This is a genomic window from Streptomyces sp. NPDC055966 (assembly GCF_042269865.1).
In the GTDB taxonomy this organism is placed as follows: domain Bacteria; phylum Actinomycetota; class Actinomycetes; order Streptomycetales; family Streptomycetaceae; genus Streptomyces.
Map to the genome: position 1 here is coordinate 72,545 of NZ_JBHJYK010000032.1, position 24,150 is coordinate 96,694.

21 protein-coding genes and 3 pseudogenes are annotated in these 24,150 nt (G+C 68.7%); 12 read left to right on the plus strand and 12 right to left on the minus strand.

What is annotated here, in order from left to right:
* Positions 1–239: 239 nt before the first annotated feature.
* Positions 240–644: an ArsR/SmtB family transcription factor gene (locus tag ACFC8N_RS43505; RefSeq protein WP_376295230.1), complete on the minus strand. Its 405-nt coding sequence runs from the start codon at positions 642–644 to the stop codon at positions 240–242.
* Positions 645–1,159: 515 nt separating this feature from the next.
* Here ACFC8N_RS43505 and ACFC8N_RS43510 point away from each other — a divergent pair.
* The 3 genes from ACFC8N_RS43510 to mgtA all read left to right on the plus strand — a co-directional run bounded on the left by ACFC8N_RS43510 (position 1,160) and on the right by mgtA (position 4,981).
* Complete coding sequence (locus ACFC8N_RS43510; RefSeq protein WP_376295231.1) at positions 1,160–1,429, plus strand: hypothetical protein; 270 nt, start codon at positions 1,160–1,162, stop codon at positions 1,427–1,429.
* Between the two features lie 539 nt (positions 1,430–1,968).
* Complete coding sequence (locus ACFC8N_RS43515; protein ID WP_356036679.1) at positions 1,969–2,331, plus strand: metalloregulator ArsR/SmtB family transcription factor; 363 nt, start codon at positions 1,969–1,971, stop codon at positions 2,329–2,331.
* Positions 2,324–4,981, plus strand: a complete 2,658-nt coding sequence (mgtA, locus tag ACFC8N_RS43520; RefSeq protein WP_376295233.1) for a magnesium-translocating P-type ATPase — start codon at positions 2,324–2,326, stop codon at positions 4,979–4,981. The genes ACFC8N_RS43515 and mgtA overlap by 8 nt, the downstream gene beginning before the upstream one ends.
* A 28-nt stretch (positions 4,982–5,009) precedes the next feature.
* Here the strand turns inward: mgtA and ACFC8N_RS43525 are convergent, their stop codons facing one another.
* Positions 5,010–5,420, minus strand: a complete 411-nt coding sequence (locus tag ACFC8N_RS43525) for a Sec-independent protein translocase subunit TatB (RefSeq protein ID WP_376295253.1) — start codon at positions 5,418–5,420, stop codon at positions 5,010–5,012.
* Positions 5,421–5,703: 283 nt separating this feature from the next.
* Between ACFC8N_RS43525 and ACFC8N_RS43530 the strand changes: the two genes are divergently transcribed.
* The 4 genes from ACFC8N_RS43530 to ACFC8N_RS43545 all read left to right on the plus strand — a co-directional run bounded on the left by ACFC8N_RS43530 (position 5,704) and on the right by ACFC8N_RS43545 (position 10,085).
* Complete coding sequence (locus tag ACFC8N_RS43530; protein ID WP_376295234.1) at positions 5,704–7,086, plus strand: hypothetical protein; 1,383 nt, start codon at positions 5,704–5,706, stop codon at positions 7,084–7,086.
* Positions 7,087–7,292: 206 nt separating this feature from the next.
* Positions 7,293–8,975: an LCP family protein gene (locus tag ACFC8N_RS43535; protein ID WP_376295235.1), complete on the plus strand. Its 1,683-nt coding sequence runs from the start codon at positions 7,293–7,295 to the stop codon at positions 8,973–8,975.
* 225 nt (positions 8,976–9,200) lie between these two features.
* Positions 9,201–9,419 (plus strand): cold shock domain-containing protein, encoded by a 219-nt coding sequence (locus ACFC8N_RS43540; protein WP_071385093.1) that lies wholly within the window; start codon positions 9,201–9,203, stop codon positions 9,417–9,419.
* A 279-nt stretch (positions 9,420–9,698) separates the two neighbouring features.
* Positions 9,699–10,085 carry a metalloregulator ArsR/SmtB family transcription factor gene (locus ACFC8N_RS43545; RefSeq protein WP_362823574.1) on the plus strand — a complete coding sequence of 129 codons (387 nt, stop codon included), beginning with the start codon at positions 9,699–9,701 and terminating at the stop codon, positions 10,083–10,085.
* 212 nt (positions 10,086–10,297) lie between these two features.
* On the opposite strand, the gene ACFC8N_RS43550 is transcribed toward ACFC8N_RS43545, so the two are convergent.
* Positions 10,298–11,914, minus strand: coding sequence for an LCP family protein (locus ACFC8N_RS43550; protein ID WP_376295237.1), 1,617 nt, complete (start codon positions 11,912–11,914; stop codon positions 10,298–10,300).
* Positions 11,907–12,467 carry a DUF6542 domain-containing protein gene (locus ACFC8N_RS43555; RefSeq protein WP_376295239.1) on the minus strand — a complete coding sequence of 187 codons (561 nt, stop codon included), beginning with the start codon at positions 12,465–12,467 and terminating at the stop codon, positions 11,907–11,909. Before ACFC8N_RS43555 ends, ACFC8N_RS43550 begins: the two co-directional genes overlap by 8 nt.
* An 848-nt stretch (positions 12,468–13,315) precedes the next feature.
* Here ACFC8N_RS43555 and ACFC8N_RS43560 point away from each other — a divergent pair.
* A pseudogene (locus tag ACFC8N_RS43560) lies at positions 13,316–13,474 on the plus strand (alpha/beta hydrolase); the annotation flags it as partial.
* A gap of 17 nt (positions 13,475–13,491) precedes the next feature.
* Here the strand turns inward: ACFC8N_RS43560 and ACFC8N_RS43565 are convergent.
* Entirely contained in the window at positions 13,492–13,929 is a 438-nt protein-coding gene (locus ACFC8N_RS43565) for a MarR family winged helix-turn-helix transcriptional regulator (protein WP_376295240.1), read from the minus strand.
* Between the two features lie 96 nt (positions 13,930–14,025).
* Between ACFC8N_RS43565 and ACFC8N_RS43570 the strand changes: the two genes are divergently transcribed.
* Positions 14,026–14,565, plus strand: a complete 540-nt coding sequence (locus ACFC8N_RS43570; RefSeq protein WP_376295241.1) for a phenolic acid decarboxylase — start codon at positions 14,026–14,028, stop codon at positions 14,563–14,565.
* A 224-nt stretch (positions 14,566–14,789) separates the two neighbouring features.
* On the opposite strand, the gene ACFC8N_RS43575 is transcribed toward ACFC8N_RS43570, so the two are convergent.
* Entirely contained in the window at positions 14,790–15,818 is a 1,029-nt protein-coding gene (locus tag ACFC8N_RS43575; protein ID WP_376295254.1) for a cytochrome D1 domain-containing protein, read from the minus strand.
* An 84-nt stretch (positions 15,819–15,902) separates the two neighbouring features.
* Positions 15,903–17,303, minus strand: a pseudogene (locus ACFC8N_RS43580) (alkaline phosphatase family protein); the annotation flags it as partial.
* 301 nt (positions 17,304–17,604) lie between these two features.
* Between ACFC8N_RS43580 and ACFC8N_RS43585 the strand changes: the two are divergent.
* Positions 17,605–18,036, plus strand: coding sequence for a hypothetical protein (locus ACFC8N_RS43585; protein WP_376295243.1), 432 nt, complete (start codon positions 17,605–17,607; stop codon positions 18,034–18,036).
* Positions 18,037–18,327: 291 nt separating this feature from the next.
* A complete protein-coding gene (locus ACFC8N_RS43590; protein ID WP_376295245.1) occupies positions 18,328–18,585 on the plus strand; it encodes a hypothetical protein in 258 nt (85 codons plus the stop codon).
* 8 nt (positions 18,586–18,593) lie between these two features.
* Here ACFC8N_RS43590 and ACFC8N_RS43595 read toward each other — a convergent pair whose 3' ends face one another.
* The 5 genes from ACFC8N_RS43595 to ACFC8N_RS43615 form a co-directional block, all read right to left on the minus strand.
* Complete coding sequence (locus ACFC8N_RS43595) at positions 18,594–19,169, minus strand: TerD family protein (protein ID WP_362823579.1); 576 nt, start codon at positions 19,167–19,169, stop codon at positions 18,594–18,596.
* A 63-nt stretch (positions 19,170–19,232) separates the two neighbouring features.
* Positions 19,233–19,946 (minus strand): hypothetical protein, encoded by a 714-nt coding sequence (locus ACFC8N_RS43600; RefSeq protein ID WP_376295246.1) that lies wholly within the window; start codon positions 19,944–19,946, stop codon positions 19,233–19,235.
* A gap of 358 nt (positions 19,947–20,304) precedes the next feature.
* On the minus strand, positions 20,305–21,735 hold the full coding sequence (locus tag ACFC8N_RS43605; protein ID WP_376295248.1) for an LCP family protein: 1,431 nt from the start codon (positions 21,733–21,735) through the stop codon (positions 20,305–20,307).
* Between the two features lie 85 nt (positions 21,736–21,820).
* Positions 21,821–22,162: a hypothetical protein gene (locus tag ACFC8N_RS43610; RefSeq protein ID WP_376295249.1), complete on the minus strand. Its 342-nt coding sequence runs from the start codon at positions 22,160–22,162 to the stop codon at positions 21,821–21,823.
* A 657-nt stretch (positions 22,163–22,819) separates the two neighbouring features.
* Positions 22,820–23,605 (minus strand): DUF1345 domain-containing protein, encoded by a 786-nt coding sequence (locus tag ACFC8N_RS43615; RefSeq protein ID WP_079173615.1) that lies wholly within the window; start codon positions 23,603–23,605, stop codon positions 22,820–22,822.
* A gap of 149 nt (positions 23,606–23,754) precedes the next feature.
* Here ACFC8N_RS43615 and ACFC8N_RS43620 point away from each other — a divergent pair.
* A pseudogene (locus tag ACFC8N_RS43620) lies at positions 23,755–23,958 on the plus strand (FtsW/RodA/SpoVE family cell cycle protein); the annotation flags it as partial.
* Positions 23,959–24,150 lie beyond the last annotated feature (192 nt).

Genomic DNA, 24,150 nt, shown 5'->3' on the forward strand with positions numbered 1-24,150 from the left:
GTTGCGGCTGCCATCCCGTTCTGCTCGCTTGCGGCGGCCGCCTCAGGCTGTCCACCGCCCGCGGATGCCACCGCGCAAGGCGCCGCGCGCCCCTACCGCAACCAGCCCTCTCTTCCCATATGCCGCGTCAGTGGCGTCCCCTGCCGCCGCCGGAGCAGCCGATTCAGAGCCGCCGGGTTGTGCCTACCGCTGTGGCGAACGGGGCCCGACTACTGGCGTTCCGATCTGACGCCGTGCGGTCACCCGGAGGCGTATGCCGGCCGCGAGCCTGGGTGCAGCAACGTCTCTGCGGAGCGTGCGGCAAGTTGGCCGAACATCACGTGGATGACGGTGACGATCTCTGGGTCGTCGACGTAGTAGACCTGTCGCCGACCGTCACGCCGGGAGCGGACGAGGCCGGCGCGCCTCAGCCTCGACAGGTGTTGGCTGACCGCGGGCAGTGCTCCGCCCACCCGGGCGGCGAGATGGCTGACGTCGCTCTCACCCTGGGCCAGGACCCACATGATGTGCAGCCGGGCCGGTGAGGCGAGCAGCCAGGACGCCGCAGCGGCCGCCGCCAGCACTTCGGCAGGCGGGTCCTGAAAGCCCTCGGCGTTCGCCGCCACCGTTCTCTCCCTCTCACGCCCGCGTTGCAGCCGACGCATGCACGTTCACCCAGTGAAGGCGTCGAGGTCGGGACGACCGCGGCGCACTCGATGCATACCCCCTTGGGGTCGGCCTGAACAGCCCGCGGTGCTGCGTGGTGCTGCCGTCTCGCGTTGTCGTCGAAGTGCGGATCGGCCGGGGTGCTCAGTGCGGCACGGTGGCCAACGAGCGTGTCTCTTTCGCCAGGTGACTGCGACGGCACTGCGGGCCGACCGTCCGATCGGGGCCCGAAGACCGGCCGTACGACCAGGACACCGTCGGCAGCGGACGCGTCACCTCGCTCCGGGGTCGGTCGCTCCGTCGGCGAACTGGACCTCACTCCGGAAGCCATCGGCGCACCCGAACCCGCGAGGGTCGACCGCAGACTGCCGGAACAGACATGCGCCGTAGCGGAGTTGGCCGACTGCTTCGACGGCGCGACCTGACACAGCGCGCGGGCCGCACCCCGAAAAGCATCAACAGTTGCGCAATAATGAAATCGTCGCTTGAACGGAGCCAGGGGGAGAACCGGACCATGCGAGATACATCCACAGCTGAGCGCCTGCTCGAAGAACTGGCGAAGGGGTGCCCGCCACCTCCCCCGGACGACCAGGTCCAGCTCACCTACCGGCCGGTGGCCGTGGACGACCAGGCCGGATGGTCGTGCCCCGGCGCCATCACCGCATGGTGGACCAACCTGGACGGCGCCATCCTGTGCCGCCTGCGCCTGTCCGGTGTCCCGAGGCCACGCTGGGTGGTCTACGACCCCGACCGGATCGCCCTGCTGGTCCAGGACAGCACCTGACGGTCCCGGGCAGCAAAAACGTTGCCGCGTAACACAACAGCCGAAGTCAGCCTGAGGCGCGAGAAGCCTTCTGAGGGAGGAAGAACATCCATGGCGCACCGAGACGTTCAACGGCGCGACGCAAATCTCCGGCTGGGAGCCGCCGTAGCCGAGATCGAAGGGCTCTGTACGGCTCTGCTGAAGACCACGTCTCCCGGACGGGTCGGCGGCTGCGGGCCGAACTTGGTCACGGGACGCCGCCACTGCGAGGGAGACGTGGGGTCCCCTCGGCGGCATGGATGGGAAACGGGTCACGGCAAGCCGGCCGTGACCCGTTCTCCCGTCTCACGAGCACCCCTGATGGCAGGCAATCGAGGCGCAGCCAAAGGTCACCGACCTGCGTCGTGCTGCGCTTCCACTCCGCTACCCGTCGGGGAAAGCGAGGAGGCGTGGGCACCGCGTTTCCACCTCGTTCCGGTACCGGGCGGCGCGCGGCGGCTCATGCCTACACTGGGCGGACGCGGGTTGCGGGGCTGTGATGCGGCGGACGGGAGAGGACTGTGAAGCACGTCGTCGGGGGCTTGGAGGACCCGTCCGCCGAGGTACTGGCTGACGTGGCCGCCGCCTTCGGGCTGCTGGCGTCCCCGGCACGGCTGCACATCATGTGGGCCCTGTCCGAGGGCGAGAGCGATGTGAGCCATCTCGCCCATCGGGTGGGCGGCGCCCTGCCCGCGGTCAGTCAGCACCTGTCCAAGCTGAAGCTCGCGGGTCTCGTCCGCTCCCGCCGAGAGGGACGGCGGCAGGTCTACTACCTCGGAGACCCTGACGTCGTCACCGTCGTCCGCCTCATGGTCGGCCAGCTGGCCCTGCGCACCGAGGGCTCGCTCGTACCGGTGGGCCTGCGCCAGGGGACCAGTGCTTAGGACCGCAGACTGGGGAGAGGGCGCTGAGTCGTCGTTTTCCGGAGTGGCTCCAGGACCATGGGAGGCCGGTACTTCCGGAACGGATGTTCTGGAGCCGGACGCTGCGACCGCACTGCAGGTGCTGCGGCGGCTGGACAGCGGACCGCGCGGGTTGACGGAGGATGAGGCCACACTTCGCCTGGCCCGATTCGGGGCGAACACGCTTCCGGCCCGGAAGAACGCCTCCTGGCCACGCCTCGTTGTGGCCAGCCTGCGCGAACCGTTCACCGTGGTGCTGCTCTGCCTCGGCCTGGTCTCCGCCGCCATGTTCGCCTGGTCCACCGCCTCCGTGATCCTCGCGCTGGTCGCTGCCAGCAGCGTGCTCCGGGCTTCGGGCGAGCACCGCGCCGACCGGTCCATGGCCCAGCTGCGCGAGCTGGTCGCCACCACCTCCACGGTGCTGCGTCGTACTCACGACCACGCCGCACCGGTGGCCCATGAGATTCCGGTGGAGGACCTGGTCCCCGGCGACATCATCAGGCTTGGCGCGGGCGACCTGGTCCCGGCCGACGTACGGCTGCTGCGCGCGCGGGGGCTGACCGTGCACCAGGCGGTGCTGACCGGCGAGTCCGCCCCCGTCACGAAGTACGCGGCGGACCTCTCCCGACCGGCCGGGACCGCGGTGTTCGAGCAGCCGCAGATGTGTTTCCAGGGCAGCAGCGTCGCCTCCGGCAGCGGCACGGCGGTCGTCGTGGAGACGGGCGGGCGGACCCGGTTCGCGGCCGCACACGGACGTAGGGTCGGTCAGCGAGAGGCGAGTGCCTTCGACCGGTCGGTGCGCAGCATCTCGTGGATCCTGATCCGGTTCATGCTGCTGACCCCGCCGCTGGTGCTGATGGCCAACGCCGCGCTGCGCGACCGCGGCCTGGAGACACTGCCGTTCGCGGTCGCCGTGGCCGTGGGGCTGACACCGGAGATGCTGCCGGTCGTCGTCACCACCTGCCTGGCGCGCGGGGCGGCGCTGCTGGCGCGCGCCCACGGAGTGATCGTCAAACGGCTCCCGGCGCTGCACGACCTGGGCGCCGTCGACGTACTGTGCCTGGACAAGACGGGCACCCTCACCCAGGACCGGCCGGTCGTCGAACAGGGCCTGGACGCGGCCGGCGGCACCGATCCCGACGTGGTGCGCTGGGCGGCCGTCAACGCCTGGTGGACCCTCCAGCTCGCCGAACTGCCCGAGCCCGACGCCCTGGACGAGGCAGTCCTGGACGCGGTGGACGAGGACGACCTCATGGCGTACGACGGGGTGGCGGCGCTGCCCTTCGATCCCGTGCGCCGTCTGTCCACCGCTGTCGTCCGAATACCCGGCCGCCTCGGCACGCACACGCTCGTCGTCAAGGGAGCCGTCGAAGCCGTACTGGAACGCTGCGCCCTGGAGCCGGACGAGCACGAACGGCTGACAACACTCGCAGCCCGGGCGGCGCGCGCCGGCCTGCGGGTGCTGGCGGTCGCCACCGTCGAACGTCCGGTTCGCCTGCGCGACTACTCCCCGGCCGACGAGCGCGTACTGGAATTCCGCGGCTTCGTCACCCTGCGCGACGCCCTCGCGCCCACCGCCCCGCCCGCCCTCACCGCGCTCGCCGAACGCGGCGTCACGATCAAGATCCTCACGGGCGACCACCCCGGCACCGCCGCCCGCGCCTGCCACGACCTGGGTATCCCGCTCGCCCCGGACCAAGTCCTCACCACCGACCGCATCGACGGCCTGACCAACGCCGAACTGGCGGAACTGGCCGCCCGTACGACGGTCTTCGCCCGCTGCACCCCGGAGCACAAGGCGCGGATCACGGCCGCGCTTCGCACCGGCGGGCACACGGTGGGCTTCCTCGGGGACGGCGTCAACGACCTGTCCGCGCTGCGCGCCGCCGATGTCGGCATCGCCCCCCGCGACGCCGCCGACGTGGCCCGGGAGGGCGCCGACGTGGTACTCGCGGAGAAGGACCTCACCGCGATCGACCATGCCATCACCGCGGGCCGTCGGAGCGCCGGCAACATCGCCACCTATCTGCGCATCACCCTGTCGTCGAACCTCGGCAACGTGATCGCGATGCTCGCCGCGGGCCTGCTGCTGCCCTTCCTGCCGATGCTCCCGGCTCAGGTGCTGGTGCAGAACCTGTGCTTCGACACGGTGCAGCTCGCCTTCGCCTACGACCACCCCCACCCGTCGATGCTGCGCCGCCCGACGATGCTCGATCCCCGCTCGATCCTCCGTTTCATCATGGGGTTCGGCGTCCTCAACGCCACCGCCGACCTGGCGACATTCGCCATCCTGACCCTCGCCCTCCACCGCCCGGGAACGAGCGACGACGGGGCGGTCTTCCACTCCGGCTGGTTCACCGAGAACCTGATCACCCAGGGCCTGGCGATGGTGCTCCTGCGCGTCGGCCACCGCCTCTTTCAGGACCGTGCGCCCGGCCCGGTCGGCTGGACCGCGGCCGCCCTGGCGGTCATCGGCATAGTGCTCCCGCCGTCACCACTCGGCCCCCTGCTCGGTCTGACCGCCCTCCCGCTGGAGTACTACCTCCTCCTCGCGGCCGTCCTGGCGCTGTATACCGCCGCACTCCTGCCGACCCGGGCACGTTACGAGCGGAGGCTCGGCAGCCAGGGGTGAGCGTCTTGAGGTCTTGCCTGTCGCGGCGTCAGGTGGTGTCGGGATCGAATGCAGGATGTGAGACCGGATCGGACGGCGTCTCCTCGGACGGGGACACGCCGCTTCTCGTCGGCGGTTCCGATCGGCCGGCATTCCCCGCGTCGCGTACAGCGTCGGCGAGGTCCGACAGCTCCGCGCTCGGGTCCAGGGCGGCACGGATCTCGTCGATCCCGAGGTTGTCGCCGTCGAGGACGTGCTTGCGGATGAACGTCTTGGGGTGCAGGTCCTCGAACTCGAAGTCTTTCAGCTCCGGGCCGAGTTCGGAGCGGATCTCCTCCTTGGCGCTGTCGGAGAACTCCCGCACCTTGCGCAGGAATCCGACCATGCTCTGGATGACCTCGGGCAGCTTGTCCGGACCGAAGAGCAGAACTACGAGGATCGCCAGCGTGAGGAGGCCCATAGGGCTCACGTCGGGGAACATCCGATGCCCTCACCCCTTCGTCTCCGTCGGTCCGCCCCGCCGCGGAACCTCTGCGTAACACTTTAGAAGTTGCGCAGATGATGGAATCTCCGGGCTTCGGTGCGCTTTGAGCCGCCCTCTCGACGTGGCGTGCATCACGGGGGCTTGACGTCAGGACAGCCAGTCACTTTCCAAAGTCTTGATACTTTAGCGATTGCGCAAGTGAGCGAATGGCTGCCGCGGTGGCAGCCGCCCGCCCTCACTCTCCAAGGAGGTCGTCTTCATGCCTGCTTCGTCATGGGCCCGCCGTGCCGCCCGCCCTGTCCGCGGCCTGGTCGTGCTGGCCGCAGTCACGGTGCTGGGACTTTCGGTGTCGGTTCCCGGTGCTTCCGCAGCCACAGGTACCGGCACGGGGGTGGTGGCGGAGGCGTTCAGGAAGGGCCCGGTGTACGTCGACCCGCGGGCCCAGGACCAGTTGCCGAAGGCCGCGGCCGACAAGCTGGCCGCGAAGATCGAGGATGCCGACAAGCCGGTCTTCGTTGCCGTGCTGCCCGAGTCCGCCGATTACCCGCAGGCGTCCCTGATGCGGGATCTGCGGTCGCTGACCGGCATCACCGGCGTGTACGCCGTCCGCCTCGGGACGCTGTTCAACGCCAAGGCCGACCATCAGGTGATGTCACCGGGCGCCGTGGCCAATCTGAGCGGCGCGGTGCAGCGCGCCGACGCCTCGAACACGGAGGCGCAGCTGAACACCTTCGTCGACCAGGCCGTCCAGCAGGCCAGGGGACACGCCCCGGCCTCGTGGGCGCAGGCCGGCGGAGGTGGCTTTGGCAGTGGCGGGCTGCTGGCCGGCGGTTTGATCGCGGCCGGGGCGGCCGGGGGCGGGTACGCGCTGTACCGGCGGGTGAAGAAGCGCCGGCAGGCGGAGCGTGTGGAGCTGGAGGCTTTGCGGGTGGTGGTGGACGAGGACATCACCGCCTTCGGCGAGGAGCTGGACCGGCTGGACTTCTCCCCGTCCGAGCCCGGCGCCACGGATGAGATGCGTGCCGACTACGGCTTTGCCCTGGACGCCTATGAGCGGGCCAAGGAGCAGATGGCCGCTGCCGCCCGGCCGCAGGACGTGCGTTCTGTGACCGCCGCGCTGGCCGACGGCCGGTTCGCGCTGGCCACCCTCACCGCGCGCCGCACTGGGGCGCCGCTGCCGCAGAAGCGCCTGCCCTGCTTCTTCGACCCGCGGCACGGCCCGTCGGTCAGCGACGTCAACTGGTTCCCGCCCGGGGGCGGATTCCGTATGGTCCCGGCCTGCGCCGAGGACGCCGTCCGTGTCAGCCAGGGCCAGCAGCCCATGACCCGCATGGTCCACACCGATGCGGGCGCCCAGCCCTACTGGAACGCCGGCCCCGCCTATGCCCCGTGGGCGGGCGGCTATTTCGGCGGGGCAGGCGCGGTGGTCGGCGGGCTGCTCGCCGGGACCCTGCTGGGCAGCCTGCTCAGTGCATCCTCCGCCTACGCCGACTCCGGCGACGTCTTCTCGTCCGCTCCGGATCTGCCGGAGGGCGGCGACTTCTCCGGTGCGGACTTCAGCGCCTCCGACTTCTCGGGCGGCTTCGGCGGCGACTTCGGGTCGGACGGCGGGGGCGATTTCGGCGGCGGCGACTGGGGGTGACCCTGCACCCCACGCCGTCGTGAACCCTCCTTGACACCGCTCACCCTGTGAATCCGGGCAGGTTGGATGATGAACAGGCTATTCGTTTGCTAGGTTGCGCAACTATGCAACAGAGGTGAAGCCCTGCTTCGCCCGACGGATACGGCCGTGCTCGCCCGCCGCATGCCCGAGGGACGGATGGGCCCGACCGTTCGTGGGAGTGGGAGATGAGTGACCTGAGGGACGACTCCGTAGGCCGGGCCACGCGCAACCGCGCCGGCCGGGTGCCCCTACAGCGCGCGGGCGAACCCGCCCGCGGCCGCTCGTCCGGCGGACGAGCGGCTTCCCGCGCGCAGGGACGCGCCCAGGCGCGGGGCCGAGCCAGGCCGGCCTCGCGGGGCAGGCGCGTGCTGCGGATCAGCGGGATAGCCCTGGCGGTGATCCTTCTCGCTGCCGCCGGTGGCGGCTGGTGGCTGTACCAGCACCTCAACGGCAACATCCACAGCGTCTCGCTCGACGGCAAGGGCGGCAGCGAGAAGGCGGACGCCTTCGGCCGCACCCCGATCAACATCCTGGTCATCGGCTCGGACGGCCGCACCAGCGCGGAGGACTGCAAGCTCGGCGGCGGCTGTTCGCAGACCGGCGTGCAGTCTGGCAACGGGAACGCGGACGTGGAGATGATGGTGCACATAGCCGCCGATCGCTCCAACGCCACCGTGATGAGCATCCCCCGCGACACCATGACCAACGTCCCCGCCTGCACTGACCCCACGTCGAAGCAGAGCACGACTGGCTACTACGGCATGATCAACAGTGCCCTGTCGTACGGTCCGGCCTGCCAGGTCGCCACCATCCACCAGCTCACCGGCATCCCCATCGACCACTTCGTCAAGCTCGACTTCGCCGGCGTGGTCAGCATGTCCGACGCGGTCGGCGGGGTCTCGGTATGCGTCAGCGACAACGTCTACGACACCTACTCCCACCTGAAGCTGGCCAAGGGCACCCACACCCTCCAGGGCGTCGCCGCCCTGGAGTTCGTCCGCTCCCGGCATGGCTTCGGCGACGGCAGCGACCTGGGCCGCACGTACGCCCAGCACATGTTCCTCAGCTCGATGCTCCGCAAGTTCAAGAGCGCGGGCACGCTGACCGACCCTACTGCGGTCTACGGGCTCGCCGACGCCGCCACCAAGGCACTCACCGTCGACACGGGTCTCGGCAGTATCAGCAAACTGATCGGCCTGGCCTCGGACGTCGACAAGGTGCCCACCAAGCGGATCACCTTCACCACCATGCAGACAGGCCCGGATCCGAACAACAACGAGCGACTCGTCGTGGGGCAGGGCGCGAAGTCCCTGTTCGCGACGATCGCCAACGACCAGTCCCTGAGCGGCGGCTCGGACAGGAAGTCGACTACGGGCCCTGCCTCTCCGACGCCGGTCAACACCGCCCAGATCGCGGTGAAGGTCGAGAACGGCACCGGCATCGGCGGCCGTGCCTCCGACATCGCCACCGCCCTCACCGGCAAGGGCTTCGGCTCGGGCACGACGGCCAACGCACCCGGCGCGACGACTACCACCCTTACCTACGGCCCTGGCGAGAAGCCGCAGGCCCAGGCGGTGGCCGGCACGCTCGGCCTGCCCTCCTCACACCTCAAGCAGGGCACAGGCACCGGTCTGACCCTGGTGATCGGCAGTGACTGGCCCAGCGGCACCACCTACGGCTCCGGCTCATCCTCGCCAGCCCCGGCCGACACCCATGCCGCAGTCTCCAACGCCCACGCCCAAACCGCTGACCAGTCCAAGACCTGTGCTCAGGTCAGCCCGTACAGGACTGTCTCCCTCAACGGCGTCAGCATGACCCCGGCCCAGGCCTACGCAGCCGCGCGCAGCCAGCCCGACTCCGACGCGTGACCCGGGGCGAGCAGTTGACCCAGGAATTCGACGCGTCGGTACCGGCGGACTGGTTGCGGGAGTTCTTCGGGTGGTGGCGCTGGAAAACCGTCAGTGCGCTCTACGGGTACTTGAGAAGGCGCTTGGCCGTTCGCCTGGTGCGGAGTGCGCCCCATATGAGTGGGGAAAAGGATGTAACGGGGGCCAGTTGGCTACCCGGATGACGCCTGAAGGAGGCACGGGGGAGTGAGTGAGCGGGTCAGCGGTGTGGTCCGGTGGTTCAATCAGGTGAGGGGCTACGGCTACATCGACGGGGACGACGGCCGTGAGGCACGGGTGCGGCGCGAGGACATTGAAGGCGGCACGTTCGTTACCGAGGGCCTTCGCGTCACCTACGAGGTACGCGAGGGTGCCGCGGACGAACTGGAGGCCGTGCGTGTGCAGATAGCGGAGCATGTGCATTAAGGGGGTGATCCGCCTTGGCGCGCTTGCCGAGCCGGTGCTACTGGCGGCCGACTACGCGGACGGACGCCATTGACCGGACCCGGCTCCGATCCCACTCACCGTCGGGAGACTGCGAGCCTGATCTTGCGGAAGGGCGGCAGGTCGTCCATCTGGCGGAGCATTCCGCCTTCCGGCACAGGGGACCGACGGGCCGTGCGCCCCGGCGATACACGCACCGACGCCTACACTGGGTGTGTGTGCGTGTGTCGACTGTGACCTGTGAAGCGGCGGGAGAGGACCATGACGGTTGACGTCGGTGGCCTTCAGGCTCCTCCCGCCGAAGCGGTAGCGCAGGCGGTCACCGCGTTCGGGCTGCTTGCTTCACGTTCCAGACTGCACATCATGTGGGCTTTGTCCCAGGGTGAGAGCGATGTCACCGGCCTGGCCGGCCGGGTGGACATGGCGCTGCCCGCGGTCAGTCAGCACCTGGCGAAGCTCAAGCTCGCCGGTCTCGTCGCCGCCCGCCCCGAGGGCCGACGGCAGGTCTACTACGTTGATGACCCCGACATTGCCGCCACCATCGGCGCGATGGTCGCACTGCTCGCCGCGCGAGCAGAACAGAGGCCACTTCAGCCGTTGCCGCCGCTGGAATTCACCCTGGGGAGACCGGACCACAAGTCGGCATGACGTTCACCTGCGACGGCAGCGGACTGACGCTGGATGCTCGAACTTGACGTATGCCATGGGCGGCTGACGGAGTGCCTATTGTGTTGTTCAGAGTGCAGGCACCGTTGGCCGCCCAGCGGGTACCGCGGTCGGAGAAGACCTCCGTTCGGCAGGCGGATGGACCTCGACACCATGCGCCTGCTTGTTGTGGGGCCCGTTGCCGGGGGCGCGGGTCAGTTGACGCAGGGGATACCGCCCATTTTCACCGAGTCGCCCGCGAAGGCCGTCGACGGAACGGGCGAGGGCTCGCTCCCCGGTGTCGTGGCCTTGGTTCCGGAGGAGCCGGACGAGTTCGAGGCGGGCGGGGTGAAGTCCGTGCCGAGAGTGATCTGGACTCGGCCGGCGGGGACCGAGGGGCTGGCGACGGGCGCCGCGGTGCCCAGGCGGTCGGCGATCTGCCGGGCCGCCGCCTGCGCGCCGGAGCCGTAAACGATCGTGGTGCCGTGCCGAGTGGCAGCGTTGGACGTTCGCCCGGTGGTGTAGCCCAGAGCCGCAAGAGCTCGTAGTTCACCGGCTGCGGCGCCGGTTCTGCCGGAGCCGTTGAGGACATCCACGGTGGCGGGGGCGGCAGACACGGCAGGGGACGGCTTCCCGGCCCCCGCGCCGTCGCTGGGCGAGGCAGACGCATCATGACCGATCATCGCCTGCACGATCGACCTTATCCGCTCAGGGTCGACGAGGTTGACCTCCTCGTTGTTGCGGTGGGCGAAACCGGCGATCGGCAGGGTGTGGAACTCCACTTTCCCTCCGGTGAGGTTGGTGGCCTGCTGGGCGAAGTCCAGCACGTTCAGCTTGCTGTCGATGACCAGGTCCTTCTTCACGACGTCGAACAGGCCCTGCAGCTTGCCGAGATCGCCGAACACCCCGTCGGTCTTCAGCTTGTGCGTGACGGAGGACAAGAACGCCTGCTGGCGGTGGGTGCGGTCCAGGTCGCCCATGAGGAGCCCGTGGCGTTGGCGGACGAAGGCCAGGGCCTGTTTGGGGTTCAGCTCCTGGAGTCCGGCGGGGAAGTTGGCACCGGAGTAGCGGTCGTGCACCGGGTGCTGGAGGCAGACCTGGATCGGCTGGACCACCTTGGCGATGTCGTAGAAGCCCAGCAGGTTGACCTCGGCGAAGTGGTCGACCGGCACGTCGAGGAACTTCTGCACCGTGACCAGGGTGGCTTCCCGTCCGGCTTCCCTGCTCTGCGCTTCCAGGTCAGAGCCCTTGACGCCCTGCGCGCTCAGCCTGTCGTGCGCGCTGGTGTAGGCGTTGGCGTAGGCTCCCTTGATCTTGTAGTGGCCCTGGACGGTTCCGTCGCCGTTGAATGTCTGGACGTAGTCGTCGCGCGGGACGGAGAACGCTGTGACCTTCCCGCCGTCGGCGGGGATGTGCATCAGGATCAGGGTGTTGGTGTTGTAGTACCCGATGTCGCTCGATCCGGCGTGCAGCTGGTCCTGCACGAACTGCCTCGGTAGATCGTTGCCGTTCATGTCCTTGCGTGAGTCCAGGCCGATCAGCAGCAGGTTCACCGAGTTGTCCAGATGGCGTGGCGCCCCCTTGTTGGCTGCGTCCAGGGCGTCGGAGGTGTTCAGGCCTCCGTTGATCCAGGTGTAGGTGGCCCACGTGACCCCACTGGCCAGCAGAATTGCCGCCGAGGTCGCACTGACCGCGACCCGCCCGGCCTTCACCCACGGCGAGCGTCGGGCTGGCCTGTGGCCGCGCACCGTCCTGCCGTCCGTCGCGCCGTTGCGGCGCCGACCCGGCTCCGTCCTGCCCCGGCCCGCCCCGCTCCGGTGTACCTCAGGCACCGCTGCCCCTCCTGCTTCGCTGGGACCGGATCATGCGCACCACCAGCACAGCGATCACAGCAAGTTCAGCCCCTGCCATCGCCGGGAACGCGTCGATGCCCCAGTGCACCGCCGACGTGGTCAGCACCCTGCGGGCACTCACGCCCGCGACCTGCTCGGTGACGACGGTGACCGCCATCAACACCAGCGGCGGCGTACACAGCACCCACCAGGCGCCGGCCCGGGAACACATCCCCGCAGTCACGCTCCCCGCGATGACCGCAGTGAGCGCGAACGCCCCTCCGAGTCCTGATGCGAGCAGTTCGTCCACGCCGGCACCGACAACTGGCAGACCCCACACGAGGAGTCCCGCCCGGCGCGACCCTGCCGAGGGGACGCCGGATCTACGACGTGACGACGCTGCCCGACGCGCCCGCGGGCCTGGCCCACTGCGTGCTCCACGGGACGCCGCAGAAGACCTAACGTCGCTGCGGGAGAGATACGTGTCCTTGCCGACAGCGGCGATGCGCTGGCCTGTCATCCGCATTCCTCGTCCGAATCCGCTGACGGTCATGGTGGACCGGGTCCGACTCGCGTACGCAGCGCGCCGCGACTCACGCCCTCGGTTTCCAAGACGTTCCGCACCCAATGAAGGTTGCACAGTTGCGCAATATTGCAAGCATGGAGGTTACGTCATGCGAGCGAGCAGCAGCAATTCCTGCATGTCGGCGCCGCAGGAGACTTAGGGATGAGCATGCACAGCGGGGGTATGCAGCGATCCCCGCCAGGGACGAGGGAAGCCTGTGCAAGACAGGTGGTCCATCCCGGCGTCAGTCCTCCTTTAATGTGCTGTTATCACCCATCTGCATGCATATCGCGTAACTTCTGACACTACACGACAGGGTAGTCGGCAACATCTCAGCCAGGCTCAGCAACCCTGCGCCGACCGCTCGACAGGGTTGATCAAGCGGCTTCCGAGTTGACAGCTGAACAGGAAGCTGTTGCCGACACGGCAGGCGCCCCGGGCGGATCATCCGCCACACCTGAAGACGGCCGGCCGCCCGTCCGGTCGACCCTCACTTCGGACCGCGGTGGCCGCGCAACAGGAGCCGGGCAATGAGCGGGAGACCGACGAGCAGTGCGCCGAGGACGATCGACAGGAAGTGCGTGCCGAACGGCGCAGGGTCATGGCCGCCCGCAGCAACTGCGGAAAGGTGGTCTCGGTGGCGAATATCGCAGCAAGGCGCATGACGTCGACTTCCCGGCTTGCTACAGCACCTCCCGTGGGGCGCGCGTGCCCGGCAGATCGAGCGGAAACGCCGGCGCAGGGTCGAACGGCAGTGGTGCACAGGGATGGCGGGCCTGCGCGCCAACGCCCTGGTCGCCGCCTGCGCCACCCTGTGCGTGCTGTACAGCGCCGCGGTCATCCAGCGCTGGCTCGGCGACCTCGGCCAAGCGGCCTTCTACCGCCAGATCGCCCAGGCCGACCAGCTCTACACCGACGAAGTGCAAGACAGGTACGGGGAGATCGACTTCCCGACGCTGGTGTGCTGGGGCCAGGACGACACCTGGATCCCCGTGCTGGATTCCCCGTGCGTTCAACCGCGTTCGTCCTCCAATGCCGTGAGCAGCTCGGCGAGGGCAGGGAGCGCCTGATCGAGGGCCTGCCGGCTCTCCGGCGCCAGGTCGGCCAAGGCGCGGCGGAGCGCACCCGTGCTCACCCGGTCGTACCGATCGAGCAGGTCGAGGGCGTGGGGCGAGGCCGTGAGCTGGACGGTGCGCAGATCGGTGGATGACGGCGTGCGCTCGATCAGGCCGGAGGCGGTCATGGTGCGGACCAGGTTGCTGACCGTGGAGGGAGCGACCCGCAGGCGAGCAGCGGCCTCGCGCGGAGCGAGCGCGCCGGCTTCGGAGAGCACCCTCAACAGTTCGATCTGAGCCTCAGGGAGATCAGGCAGGGCCTCAGCCCGGCGGGTGCGCAGTACGGCCCGGCGAAGCGGGCCGATGAGCCGGCCGAACTCGGTCGCAGTGTCCATGGACTCATTGTGCCGCAATACACATTTTGCAGCAAAACTATTTTGTGACAAAATGAATGGGACGTCGCCGTGGCGACACAGCAAGGAGGCAACCACATGACCAGCAGCGCAACACACGAGACCACCGTCCACCACCCGGTCCCCCCGCAGGACCTCTCCGGAATCGTCGGCCACCGCTTCATCTACACCTACGCCAACGGCTGGCAGTACGAGATGTACGTGAAGAACGCCACCACCATCGACTACCGGATCCACTCCGGCATGGTCGGCGGGCGCTGGGTCAAGGACCAGAAGGTCGACCTCGTCCAACTGGACGACGACAGCTACAAGGTCTCCTGGAACGAGCCCACCGGCACCTCGGTCTCCGTCAACGTCATGCCCGCGAAGCGCCGCCTCCACGGCGTGATCTTCTTCCCGTACTGGGTCGAGGAGCACGGCGAACGCACCGTCTGCTATCAGAACGACCACCTCGACCAGATGCGCAAGTACCGCGACGAGGGCCCGACCTACCCGATCTACGTGGTCCCCGAATTCGCCAAGATCACCCTCTTCGAGTTCGTCGGCACCGACGACGACACCGTCGTGTCCACCGCCCCCGAAGCCCTCCCGGCAGGCTGGTCCGACCGCACCAACTGACCTCCGCAGAGCCATTGCGATCGCCCCTCCAGGGTACCGGGCGAAGGGCGCTCACCGCCTGCATGCCGTCCCGCTGCGACGGGACGACGGCGCGGGTCTCACACCCGCACGCGGATCATCAGCGCCTCGTGGCGCACAGTCCCACACCTCCACACGAAACACAGCGCCTCACGGCGCAACTCGAAGACCAGCCACGCACCGAGCTCCGCCCGTACGACGCCGGGTCAGGCGACCACCACGCCGCTGGGGCCCGTGGACAGTCCCAGTTCGATGCGGGCGAGCACTCGCAGGCTGGTGGTGTCGATCGCGTCCACCGTGGCGCTGGCATTCGTGCATACCCAGACGGTGTCGACGGTCGTCGTGATGCCGGTCGGGATGTGGCCGACCCGGACGGTGCCGACCGCCTTCGCGGTTGCCGTGTCGAGGATGGTGACGGTGTCGTCGTTGGCGCCGCTGACCCAGGCTCGTGTTCCGTCCGGGCTCAGCGAGACGTGCCACGGAGTGCGGCCCACCCGGACCCGGGCGACGACGCGCAGCGAGGCGGTGTCGAGAACCACGAGGGTGTCGCTTGACGAGCTGACCACGTAGACGCGCATGCCGTCTGGGTGCACGGCCACACTGTTGGCCTTGGCCAGTTCGGGCAGCCGCCTGCGCGTCATGCCGGTTTCCGCGTCGAGCACGGTCAGGCCGTCGTGGCAACTGACGTACACGATCCGGCCGTCAGGGCTGACGGCGACGGAGCGCGGGGCAAGGCCGGTCTGCCAGGTCGTGGTGGCCTTGTCCGCGCCGGTGTCGATCACTGTGAGCGTCCGCGATCCGCCGGCGCCGGTGTTCGGGCCAGTGTTGGCGACGTAGACGGTGCGGCCGTCCGGGGAGGAGGCCACGCCGTGCGGGTAGAGGCCGACGTCGACGGTGCCGGTGATCGCGCCCTTGGTGGTGTCCAGCACGGAGACGTCGCCGGCGCCGGAGTTGGTCACGTACAGCTTTCCGGTCCCCGGAGCGGAAGCGATCCCATAGGGGTTGGCCCCGCCGGGGATGCTCGCGACCAGCCTCCGGGTGGTGGTGTCGATCACCATGATGGAATAGCTGACCAGTGCGGTCGCGTAGGCGTGGAGGCCGCTTGTGGGCCCGGTCTTCGGCACGGAGTCCTGGATGCCCGGGAAGTTCGAGCCCCGGATGCCGGCGCCGCGGGTGGGTGCGTCACCGGCGAAGTCGCCGAGGTGGCTGGTGGCGTTCTCCACCAGCCGGCTCATGACGTATGGCCGCCGCCCCGCCAGGGGCTCCGTCTCGCGCGCGGTCACGGCGGGGCCGGCCGGAGTGGGCTCGGGACCGGTGGTCTCCTGGTGGGGCGGGGTCTGGTCCGCTCCGGGGAACGTGGCCCGCGGCAGGGTGCCCACCTCGTGCTCCGCCGTCCACAACTGGCCCTTGGTGGGCGGCAGGTGCGGGAAGAATCGCTTGCTGGGGAAGCCGAGCGCCGAGGTCAGGTCGCCGAACGTACGGCGGCGCCACTGACTGATGTTCTCCTCGCGCACTCCCGTGACCCGCTCCAGGAACCGCAGCACGGAGGTGTGATCAAAGGGCTCGCTGCACACGAAGCCGCCCTGCGTCCACGGCGAGACGATGATGCACGGCACCCGGATCCCCGCGCCGATCGGCACGCCGCGGACGAACTCGTCGGGTGTCCCGGCCGGCGGGACCGGCGGGATGACGTGGTCGAACAGGCCGTCGTTCTCGTCGTAGTTGAGGATGAAGACGGTCTTGCGCCACAGCTCGGGGTTGGCCGCGACCGCGTCAAGTTGCCGGGCGACGAAGTCGGCACCGGAGGCCGGCAGGTAGTCGGGGTGCTCGCACTGCGCGGCGGTCGGGATGATCCACGACACGGTAGGCAGCCGTCCGGCCAGGGCATCGCGGGCGAACTGGTCGGCGGGGCCGATGGTCAGGCCGTGCTCGTACAGAGGGTCGCCCCGCTCGGCGTCCTGGTACTGCTGGAAGAACTCCAGCGGGTTGCAGCCGTAATCGTCCTCCTCCTGGTAGACGTGCCAGGACACGCCCGCTTTGGTGAGCCGCTCGGGGTAGGTGGTCCAGCGGAACGGCTCGGGGATGACGTTGCTGATGACCGGCCCGCCGGCCAGGCCGTTCGGGTCGATCGTGCCGGTCCAGTGGTAGAGCCGGTTGGGCCAGGTAGGGCCGAGCAGCGAGCAGTGGTAGGCGTCGCAGATGGTGAAGGACTCGGCGAGCGCGAACTGGAAGGGGATGTCGGCGCGCTCGTAGTAGCCCATGGTGAACGGGCCGTTGGCTTCGCCGTCCGCCTGGCGATGCGCTGGCACCCAGTTGTCCATCTGGCCGTGGTTCCAGGCCTTGTGCTGCACCGACCAGGCGTGGCTGGTGGACGGGATGGCCTGGGAGCTGGTGGTTTTGGTGTCGAGGTGGAACGGGAGAAGGTAGCCGTCAGGGTTTTCCGGGTCTGGCTGGTAGAACACCGGTCTACCGGTCGAAAGGATGGCCGCGTCCGGGTCGTCGAAACCCCGCACCCCACGCATGGTGCCGAAATAGTGGTCGAATGATCGGTTCTCCTGCATCAGGATCACGACGTGTTTGATGTCGTGGAGCGATCCCGGCCGCCGCGCCGTGTCGGCCATGGCCCGTTGCAGGTTGGGCGGGAGTAAGGACGCGGCAGCGGCGAGCCCACCGAGGCCCAGTGCGGAGCCGAGGAGCCTGCGCCGGGACAGTTCAGCCATCGTCACCCCTGTACCGAAGATTGGGAACGCACGTCAGCACATCACATCGTCCCCAAGACGCAGCAGGGGGTGACGCAGCTTGAGATATGTGGCGAAATCATGTCGCTGCGCGGCAAACGGAGTTAGGGCGCATATCGAAAGTGTGTGCGGCGGTGGACGTGTCGCAGTCCTGGGGAGACAGAGTCACTTTCCTTCTTGTCGGAGTCGCCGATGGCCGTTCGCCGTGTCGTGCCCAACATCCAGTCGCAGTCCGGAGTCTCTATTCGAGCAGGGGCGGTTCAATCGCTCCATCGTGTCCCGGATGCCAATGGATCTCACCTCTTGGCACAATGCCCTGGTGCAGCCGCTGCCGGTTCCCTGCCCCGCCCACCTGATCCCCGATGCCACCGGCACTGACGCCTTCCACGACGTCTACCGGAATGCCATGGCGCACAACGTTGTGTTCGTCGCCATCGAATTCGAAAGACGCCGAGGGTGGATCGTGAAGGCGGACACGCTCACCGCTGGCTCCCGCCATGCTGTCACCGATGACCTCAACGAGGCGGTCCGGGCCGCGATCACTCGCCTGGTCCAAAACCGCGAGGTCGACCTGGATGCCTACACGGGACCGATCTACTTCATGATGCACGGCGTTCAGAGGGAAGAACGAGCCCGCGAACGCGCCGCCGCACTCCATGCCGCCCTGTACGGAGACCTGGAACCTTTGGCCCGCGCCGTCCCACCCACGCCGTGACTGGCATGCACTCAGCACCCGTAGCCCGCGAAGGCCACGCTACGAGTCAGTTCGTGATCACGTCACGCTGCCACGCCCTGCTCGCCGCGCCCACGTTTGGCCCCATCGAGCAGGGTTGGGTCAGCGGCGTTAAACCCTTTGGCTGTCCTGGTCGGCGAGCGTGGGCGGGAGGTCTCGGTGTCGGACGAGCAGGACGCACAGGGCCCCCGGTCACGGGCTGAGGAGGCCGGGCCACGCGTAAGGCGCGGAGGGAAGAAGTACGCGGAGACGGCCGGCACGTGGGTGCCGCTGGTGGCTTCTCTGACCGCCCTGGTCATCTCCGTGTACAGCTTCATCGCCGTGCGTTCCGCCCCGGGCATCACCGTGGTGATGCCGGACATGATCCGCCTCGCTGTCGACAGCAAGGGCACCTACTCGAAGATCCTCATGCAGCCGGTCATCGCCGTCCTGGGTGAGACCCAGCGGGCGGAGACGGTCACCGGGCTCGCCATGCAGATGCGGCGCGAGGGGGCTGCAAAGTCGCCCGGCGGCCAGGCCGACTTCCTGTAATGCCGGCCTCAGACGTGGACGCCGTAGTCCTGGGCGATCCCGTGCAGACCGGAGGCGTAACCCTGGCCGATGGCGCGGAACTTCCATTCGCCGCCGTACCGGTAGAGCTCGCCGAAGACCATCGCGGTCTCGGTGGAGGCGTCCTCGGTCAGGTCGTAGCGGGCGATCTCGCGGCCGTCGGCTTGGTTGATGACGCGGATGAAGGCGTCGCGGACCTGGCCGAAGCTCTGCCCGCGTTGCTCGGCCTCGTAGATGGAGACCGGGAAGACGATCCTTTCGACCTGGGGTGGAACCGTGGCGAGATCGACCTGGATCTGCTCGTCGTCGCCGTGACTGCCGCCGGTGAGGTTGTCACCCGAGTGCAGGACCGAACCGTCCGGGCTGCGCAGGTTGTTGTAGAACACGAAGTGCTGGTCGGACACGACCTTCCCCGACGCATTGCACAGCAGTGCGGAGGCGTCCAGGTCGTAGGCGGCACCGGTGGTGGTGCGTACGGCCCAGCCGAGACCGACGGTTACGGCGGTCAGTCCCGGCGCCTCCTTGTTCAGTGAGACATTGCCGCCCTTGGCCAGGGTCACGCCCATGAGATGTCCTCCTGTGATGGTGGTGGTGGGGCTGTTGCCCCTGCGGCATTCCTTGCCTGGGTGCTACCGCAGTTGCGGAGGTGTGGGGCCGGTGAAGCCCGGCCTGCCAGGATCGCCGCCGTCGGTGCCTGCCCCGCCGGCGGCGTCCTGAGCGGAACGGACGGTTTCCTCTGCCATGTGCGCCCGCTCCAGGAGGCCGAGGAGGAACGGCATCATGCCGCGCTCTAGCAGCGCCACCTGCCACGTATCCCATGCCTGACGCACGCGCGGATCCCTGTCACCGGGATCCGCGTCACCCGCTGACGACCGGTTGTGCGCCGCAGCGACCAGCAGCCATATGAGATCGACAACGCCGGATCCAACGGACAAGACGGCGGCGACCGCGCCTGCGGTGACCAGGTCATCGCCGATGCGCCGGGCCTGATCCAGAGCACGCAGTCCGTACCCGAACACCAGGAACACGGCCCCCGCCATGGCCGAGAGGCTCGGCACGAACACGGCCAGCACCGGCAGGATTCCGCCTGCCGAACGTGCGGCAGCGCCTTCGTCGCGCTTGGCGGACGCTTCCTTCAGCTCAAGGTAGTCGTGGTACTCGACTCCGGCTGTGGCCGTGATCGTTTCTCGTGCCGCCACCGCACGGGCACGGAGGTCTTCACGGCCGGCCCTCCCTCCATGGCGGCGCAGTGCCTGGCTCACTTCCGGGGAGTCCAGGGCTCGGTCCAGGATCCGTTCGAAGACGGCCTCGCTGCCTGCCGGTAAACGGTCGGACGTGGACATGTGTTGCTCCCGCTGGAAGTGAAGAGGGTCCCGGAGATGGCAGGCAAACCTGAAGGGAGGTGCCGCACCGTCTTCTGGGACCGACGCGATGGGCATCGTAATGGTTCTCTAATTGCGCAACTGTGAAACCTTAGTCAAGCACGAACGACGCGCCGCCGGACAAGAGGCGCGACCGGGGTTGGACACGGGGAGCTGTCGGGCCACTGGGCAGATGCATCGACCAGGGCCGCCAATCTCCGAGCCTCCGTCCGCCCTGACATACACGAGCCCAGCTTTCAGTTCCTCATCCGACCGCACTGGATCCACTCACACGAGTCACACCGGTATCGCCATGCGGGCGTCCGACACCCGAGGCGGGTCAGTTGACGCATGGCACACCGCCCGCCTTTACAGCCGGGCCGGAGTCGTCCGCTGTTGCCGTGCTCGACACGGAAGCGGTCGGCGTCGGAGTGGGAGCTGCCTGGCCGGGATGCGTGTAGTCCTCGCCGAGGGTGACGACGACGTGGCCTGCGGAGACGGCGGGGCTGGACATGGCGGTGCCGGCGTGGAGCCGGCCGGCGATCTGCTGGGCCGCCTGCTGGGCCCCGGCGCCGTAGTGGACGGTGGTCGCGGGCTGCGTGGCGGTGTTGCTCGTCGTACCGGCTGTGTAGCCGAGTTTGACAAGGGAGGACAGGGCCTCGGAGGCGAGTCCCCGACCGCCGTTGCCGTTGATGACATCCACGGTGGCGGGTGCGGCCGCGGTAGTGCCGGAGGCCGCGGGGGACGGGGCGCCGGCCGTTCCGAAGGCTTGCTGCACGATCGACTTGATCTTCTCCGGGTCGACGAGGTTGACGTCCTCGCGGCTGCGGATCCCGAAGCCCTCGATGGGCAGGGTGTGGAACACGACGTTGCCGCCGGTGAGGTCCGGAGCCTGCCGCGCGAAGTCGAGCACGTTCCAGCTGCTGTCCAGGACGACGTCCTTCTTCACGACGTCGAACAGCCCTTGAAGCTTGGACGGGCTGCCCCACACGCCCTCGGTCTTGAGCTGATGCGTGACCGTGGAGATGAACGCCTGCTGCCGGCGCGTACGGTCCAGGTCCCCGGCGTCCAGCCCGTGCCGCTGCCGTACGAAGGCCAGCGCCTGACGGGCGTTCAACTGCTGCACCCCAGCGGGGAAGTCGGCACCCGAGTACCGGTCCTTGACCGGGTGCTTGAGGCAGACCGTCATGGGCTGCAGGACCTTGGCGATGTCGTAGAAGCCGAGGAGGTTGACCTCGGCGAAGTGGTCGATGGGCACCCCGGTGAACTGCTGCACCGTCGCAAGCGTCGCCTCCCGCCCGGCCTCACGGCTCTTCGCCTCCAGATCCGCGCCCTTGACTCCCTGTGCGTAGTACTTGTCGTGGGCCGTGGTGTACGCGTTGGCGTACGCCTCCTTGATCTTGAAGTGGCCCTGTACCGAGCCGTGGCCGTTCAGCGTCTGTACGTAGTCGTCGCGCGGGATGGAGAACGCCTGCACCTTGCCGCCGTTCGCGGGTATGTGCATGAGGATCAGGGTGTTGGTGTTGTAGTACCCGATGTCGCTCGACCCGGCGTGCAGCTCGGTCTGCACGAACTGCCGTGGCAGGTCGTTGCCGTTCATGTCCTTGCGCGAGTCGAGACCTATGAGCAGCAGGTTGACCGAGTTGTCCAGATGCCGGGGCGCCCTGCCGCGGACCGCGTCGAGCGCGTCGGAGGTGGTCAGGCCGTGCGTCAGGGATCGGTACGCGTACCAGGTGGCACCGCAGCCGAGCAGCAGAGCCGCCGAAACCACCCACGTCGCCGCACGCAGTACGAAGAGCCAGGGAGCCCTGCCTCCGCGTCGGACAGCGGCCGGGTGCGGACGGTGTCGCATCTTCTCAGGCACGATCCCTCCGCTTCATCCCGGACCCGAGCGCGGCTGCCGCCAGCGCCACGACGACCACCGCGCACTCGGCCGCGGCCATGGCCGGGAACACCGCCACGGCCCACCGCACCAGCCGCGTGGCCAGCGAACCATGCGACGTCAGCACCGCCCCCGCCGTGACAACGGCCACAGCCAGGGCCGGCAGCGGTGCCACCGACCCCAGACTGCGGCGACGAACCGCCGCCAGGGCCGCGAGCAAGGCTCCCGCCGTCGCTCCGACCGCCACGCCCCAGCCGGGCTCCCGGCCGACCAGGGCGTCCACTACGTCCCCCAGGAGCAGCGGCCCCAACAGCATCGCTGCGATGGCCCCTGCCCCGGGGCGACGTACGGGGGGTGCGTCGCCCCCGCCCCGCTGCGAGCGTCGCGCACGGGGCGCTCCGACGGACGGCGCCCGCTCTCCGGCCCGGCCCTGCGGGACCACCCGACCGTGCGTCACAGAGCTGTGCCGCCCCTGCGCGCCGATGGCGCCAGTGACGCGTTCCTGCTGATGGCGCATACGCTCGCTCTCGCTCATCTCGACGCGGGGCAACACGGCTGATTCCGGAGTTTCGCCCCGACTGCTACCAGTGAGACGAAGAAGCAGCCCGAATAGTTGCACGGTCGCGCAAGTGGGCAAGTGTGGGAGCTGAGCGGTCCCCGTAGGTGTCGGACGATGAAGGGGCACAACCGCGCCCGGAACCGAGCGACCTCGTCGGCAATGACGCGCACGGGACGGCGACGATAGCCGCGCTCCGGCTGGCAGGGGCCGCGATCCATGCAGCCCGGCGTTACCCAGAGCGCGGGATGCACGTATTGATCGCAAGACTGAGACTGCGCGGTACTCCCGCCCGAGTACATGCGAGAACGACGGTCCTGGTGAACACGTTCAGAATTGCGGAGGGGGGTGTTTACCCGAGTCGGACATCCCGCGGCGGGCGTTTCCGCGATCGCGTGTGCCCCGTTCTGCCCGGGGTTACTGCAGGACCCCGACCGCGCGCGAGATGATCAGCGCCAGGGTCAGCAGCGAAATCGTGGACTGTGTCGCCATCAGCAGTTTCGCCCACCGGGACAGCGGCATGGTGTCGGTGGGGCTGAAGGCGGTGGCGTTGGTGAGAGCGACGTAGAGGTAGTCCATGTACTGCGGCTCCCAGTCCTCGGGCGCGATGCCCTCCTGTTGCATCTGGGGGAAGAGGAAGTCCGGGTGCTGGTGCGTGCCCAGGGCGCGGGCCACCGGGCCGCCCCGGTCCCACTCCCAGTACCAGAGGCTGAAGGCGATGACGTTGGTCAGCCAGATGCCGCCGCCGGTCGTCAGCAGGGCCGCGGCATTGGAGCCCTCGGTGCCGTGCAGCAGGTCGCGAACCAGGATGACGGCCGACCAGCCGTTGGCCAGGCTGACCGCGGCGGCCAGCAGCACGCCCAGTGCGCGCAGCAGACGGGAGCGATGCTCGATCCGCCGGTGCGGATGGGCTATCCACAGCGCCGCCATCATGACCAGCTCCAGGGCGGGCAGCAGCCAGTGCGGGTGGATGCTGAGTCGTGCAGGAAGCGCCCACTGCACCCAGACGGCGACCAGCAGTGCCGCCATCACAGCCCAGCGTTGCTCGCCCTGGGTGCGCCGCTGCCACGCGGGACGCTCGGACTCGGATACCTGATCGGCCGGAGCGAGCAGGCCCTCGATCCGTTCCATGCGGATGTGCAGCAGCTCGGTCCAGTGCTCGGGGCCAGGACGCTGCGGGTTCGAGGTGTCATGGGTGGTCACGGGCCCATTCTCGGCAGATGCTTGCTGCATTACGCAAGTCTGCAACTTTTCTGGTCGCGCGGGAGTCCAAGCGCGCAGCGCCTGTAACCGGCTGCCCGGTGGCAGGCAGGGGTCCGAAGCTCGTCCGATGGCTCATTGAGAAGTACTAGCAGCAGACCGACTTCGTCTTCACGGTCGCCTGCGAGGAGCTGGGCTTCGCCGGCGGCATCCTGATCATCGGCCTGATCGGGGTCATCCTGTGGCGGGCCTGCCGGATCGCACGCGAGGCGACCGAGCTGTACAGCATGATCGTCGCCGTGTGGGTGGCCGTGGGACTCCTCCAGTCCGTCAAGGTCCAACGGTCCGTGCAGGCTCAGCCCAGGACCACGCCCAGCCCGGTCACCACCGCCCACGCCTTGCGGCGCCCCCTCCCGCGTGCCGCCACGCCGACCCTCCTCTTACCCGCCCTCGGCTACAGTTCAGTTGCGTTATTGCGCAACCATATAACTCTGATCGCCGGGCCCCGGAGCGGGATGCGGGGCGGCGGACCCGATCAAGGGGGAAGG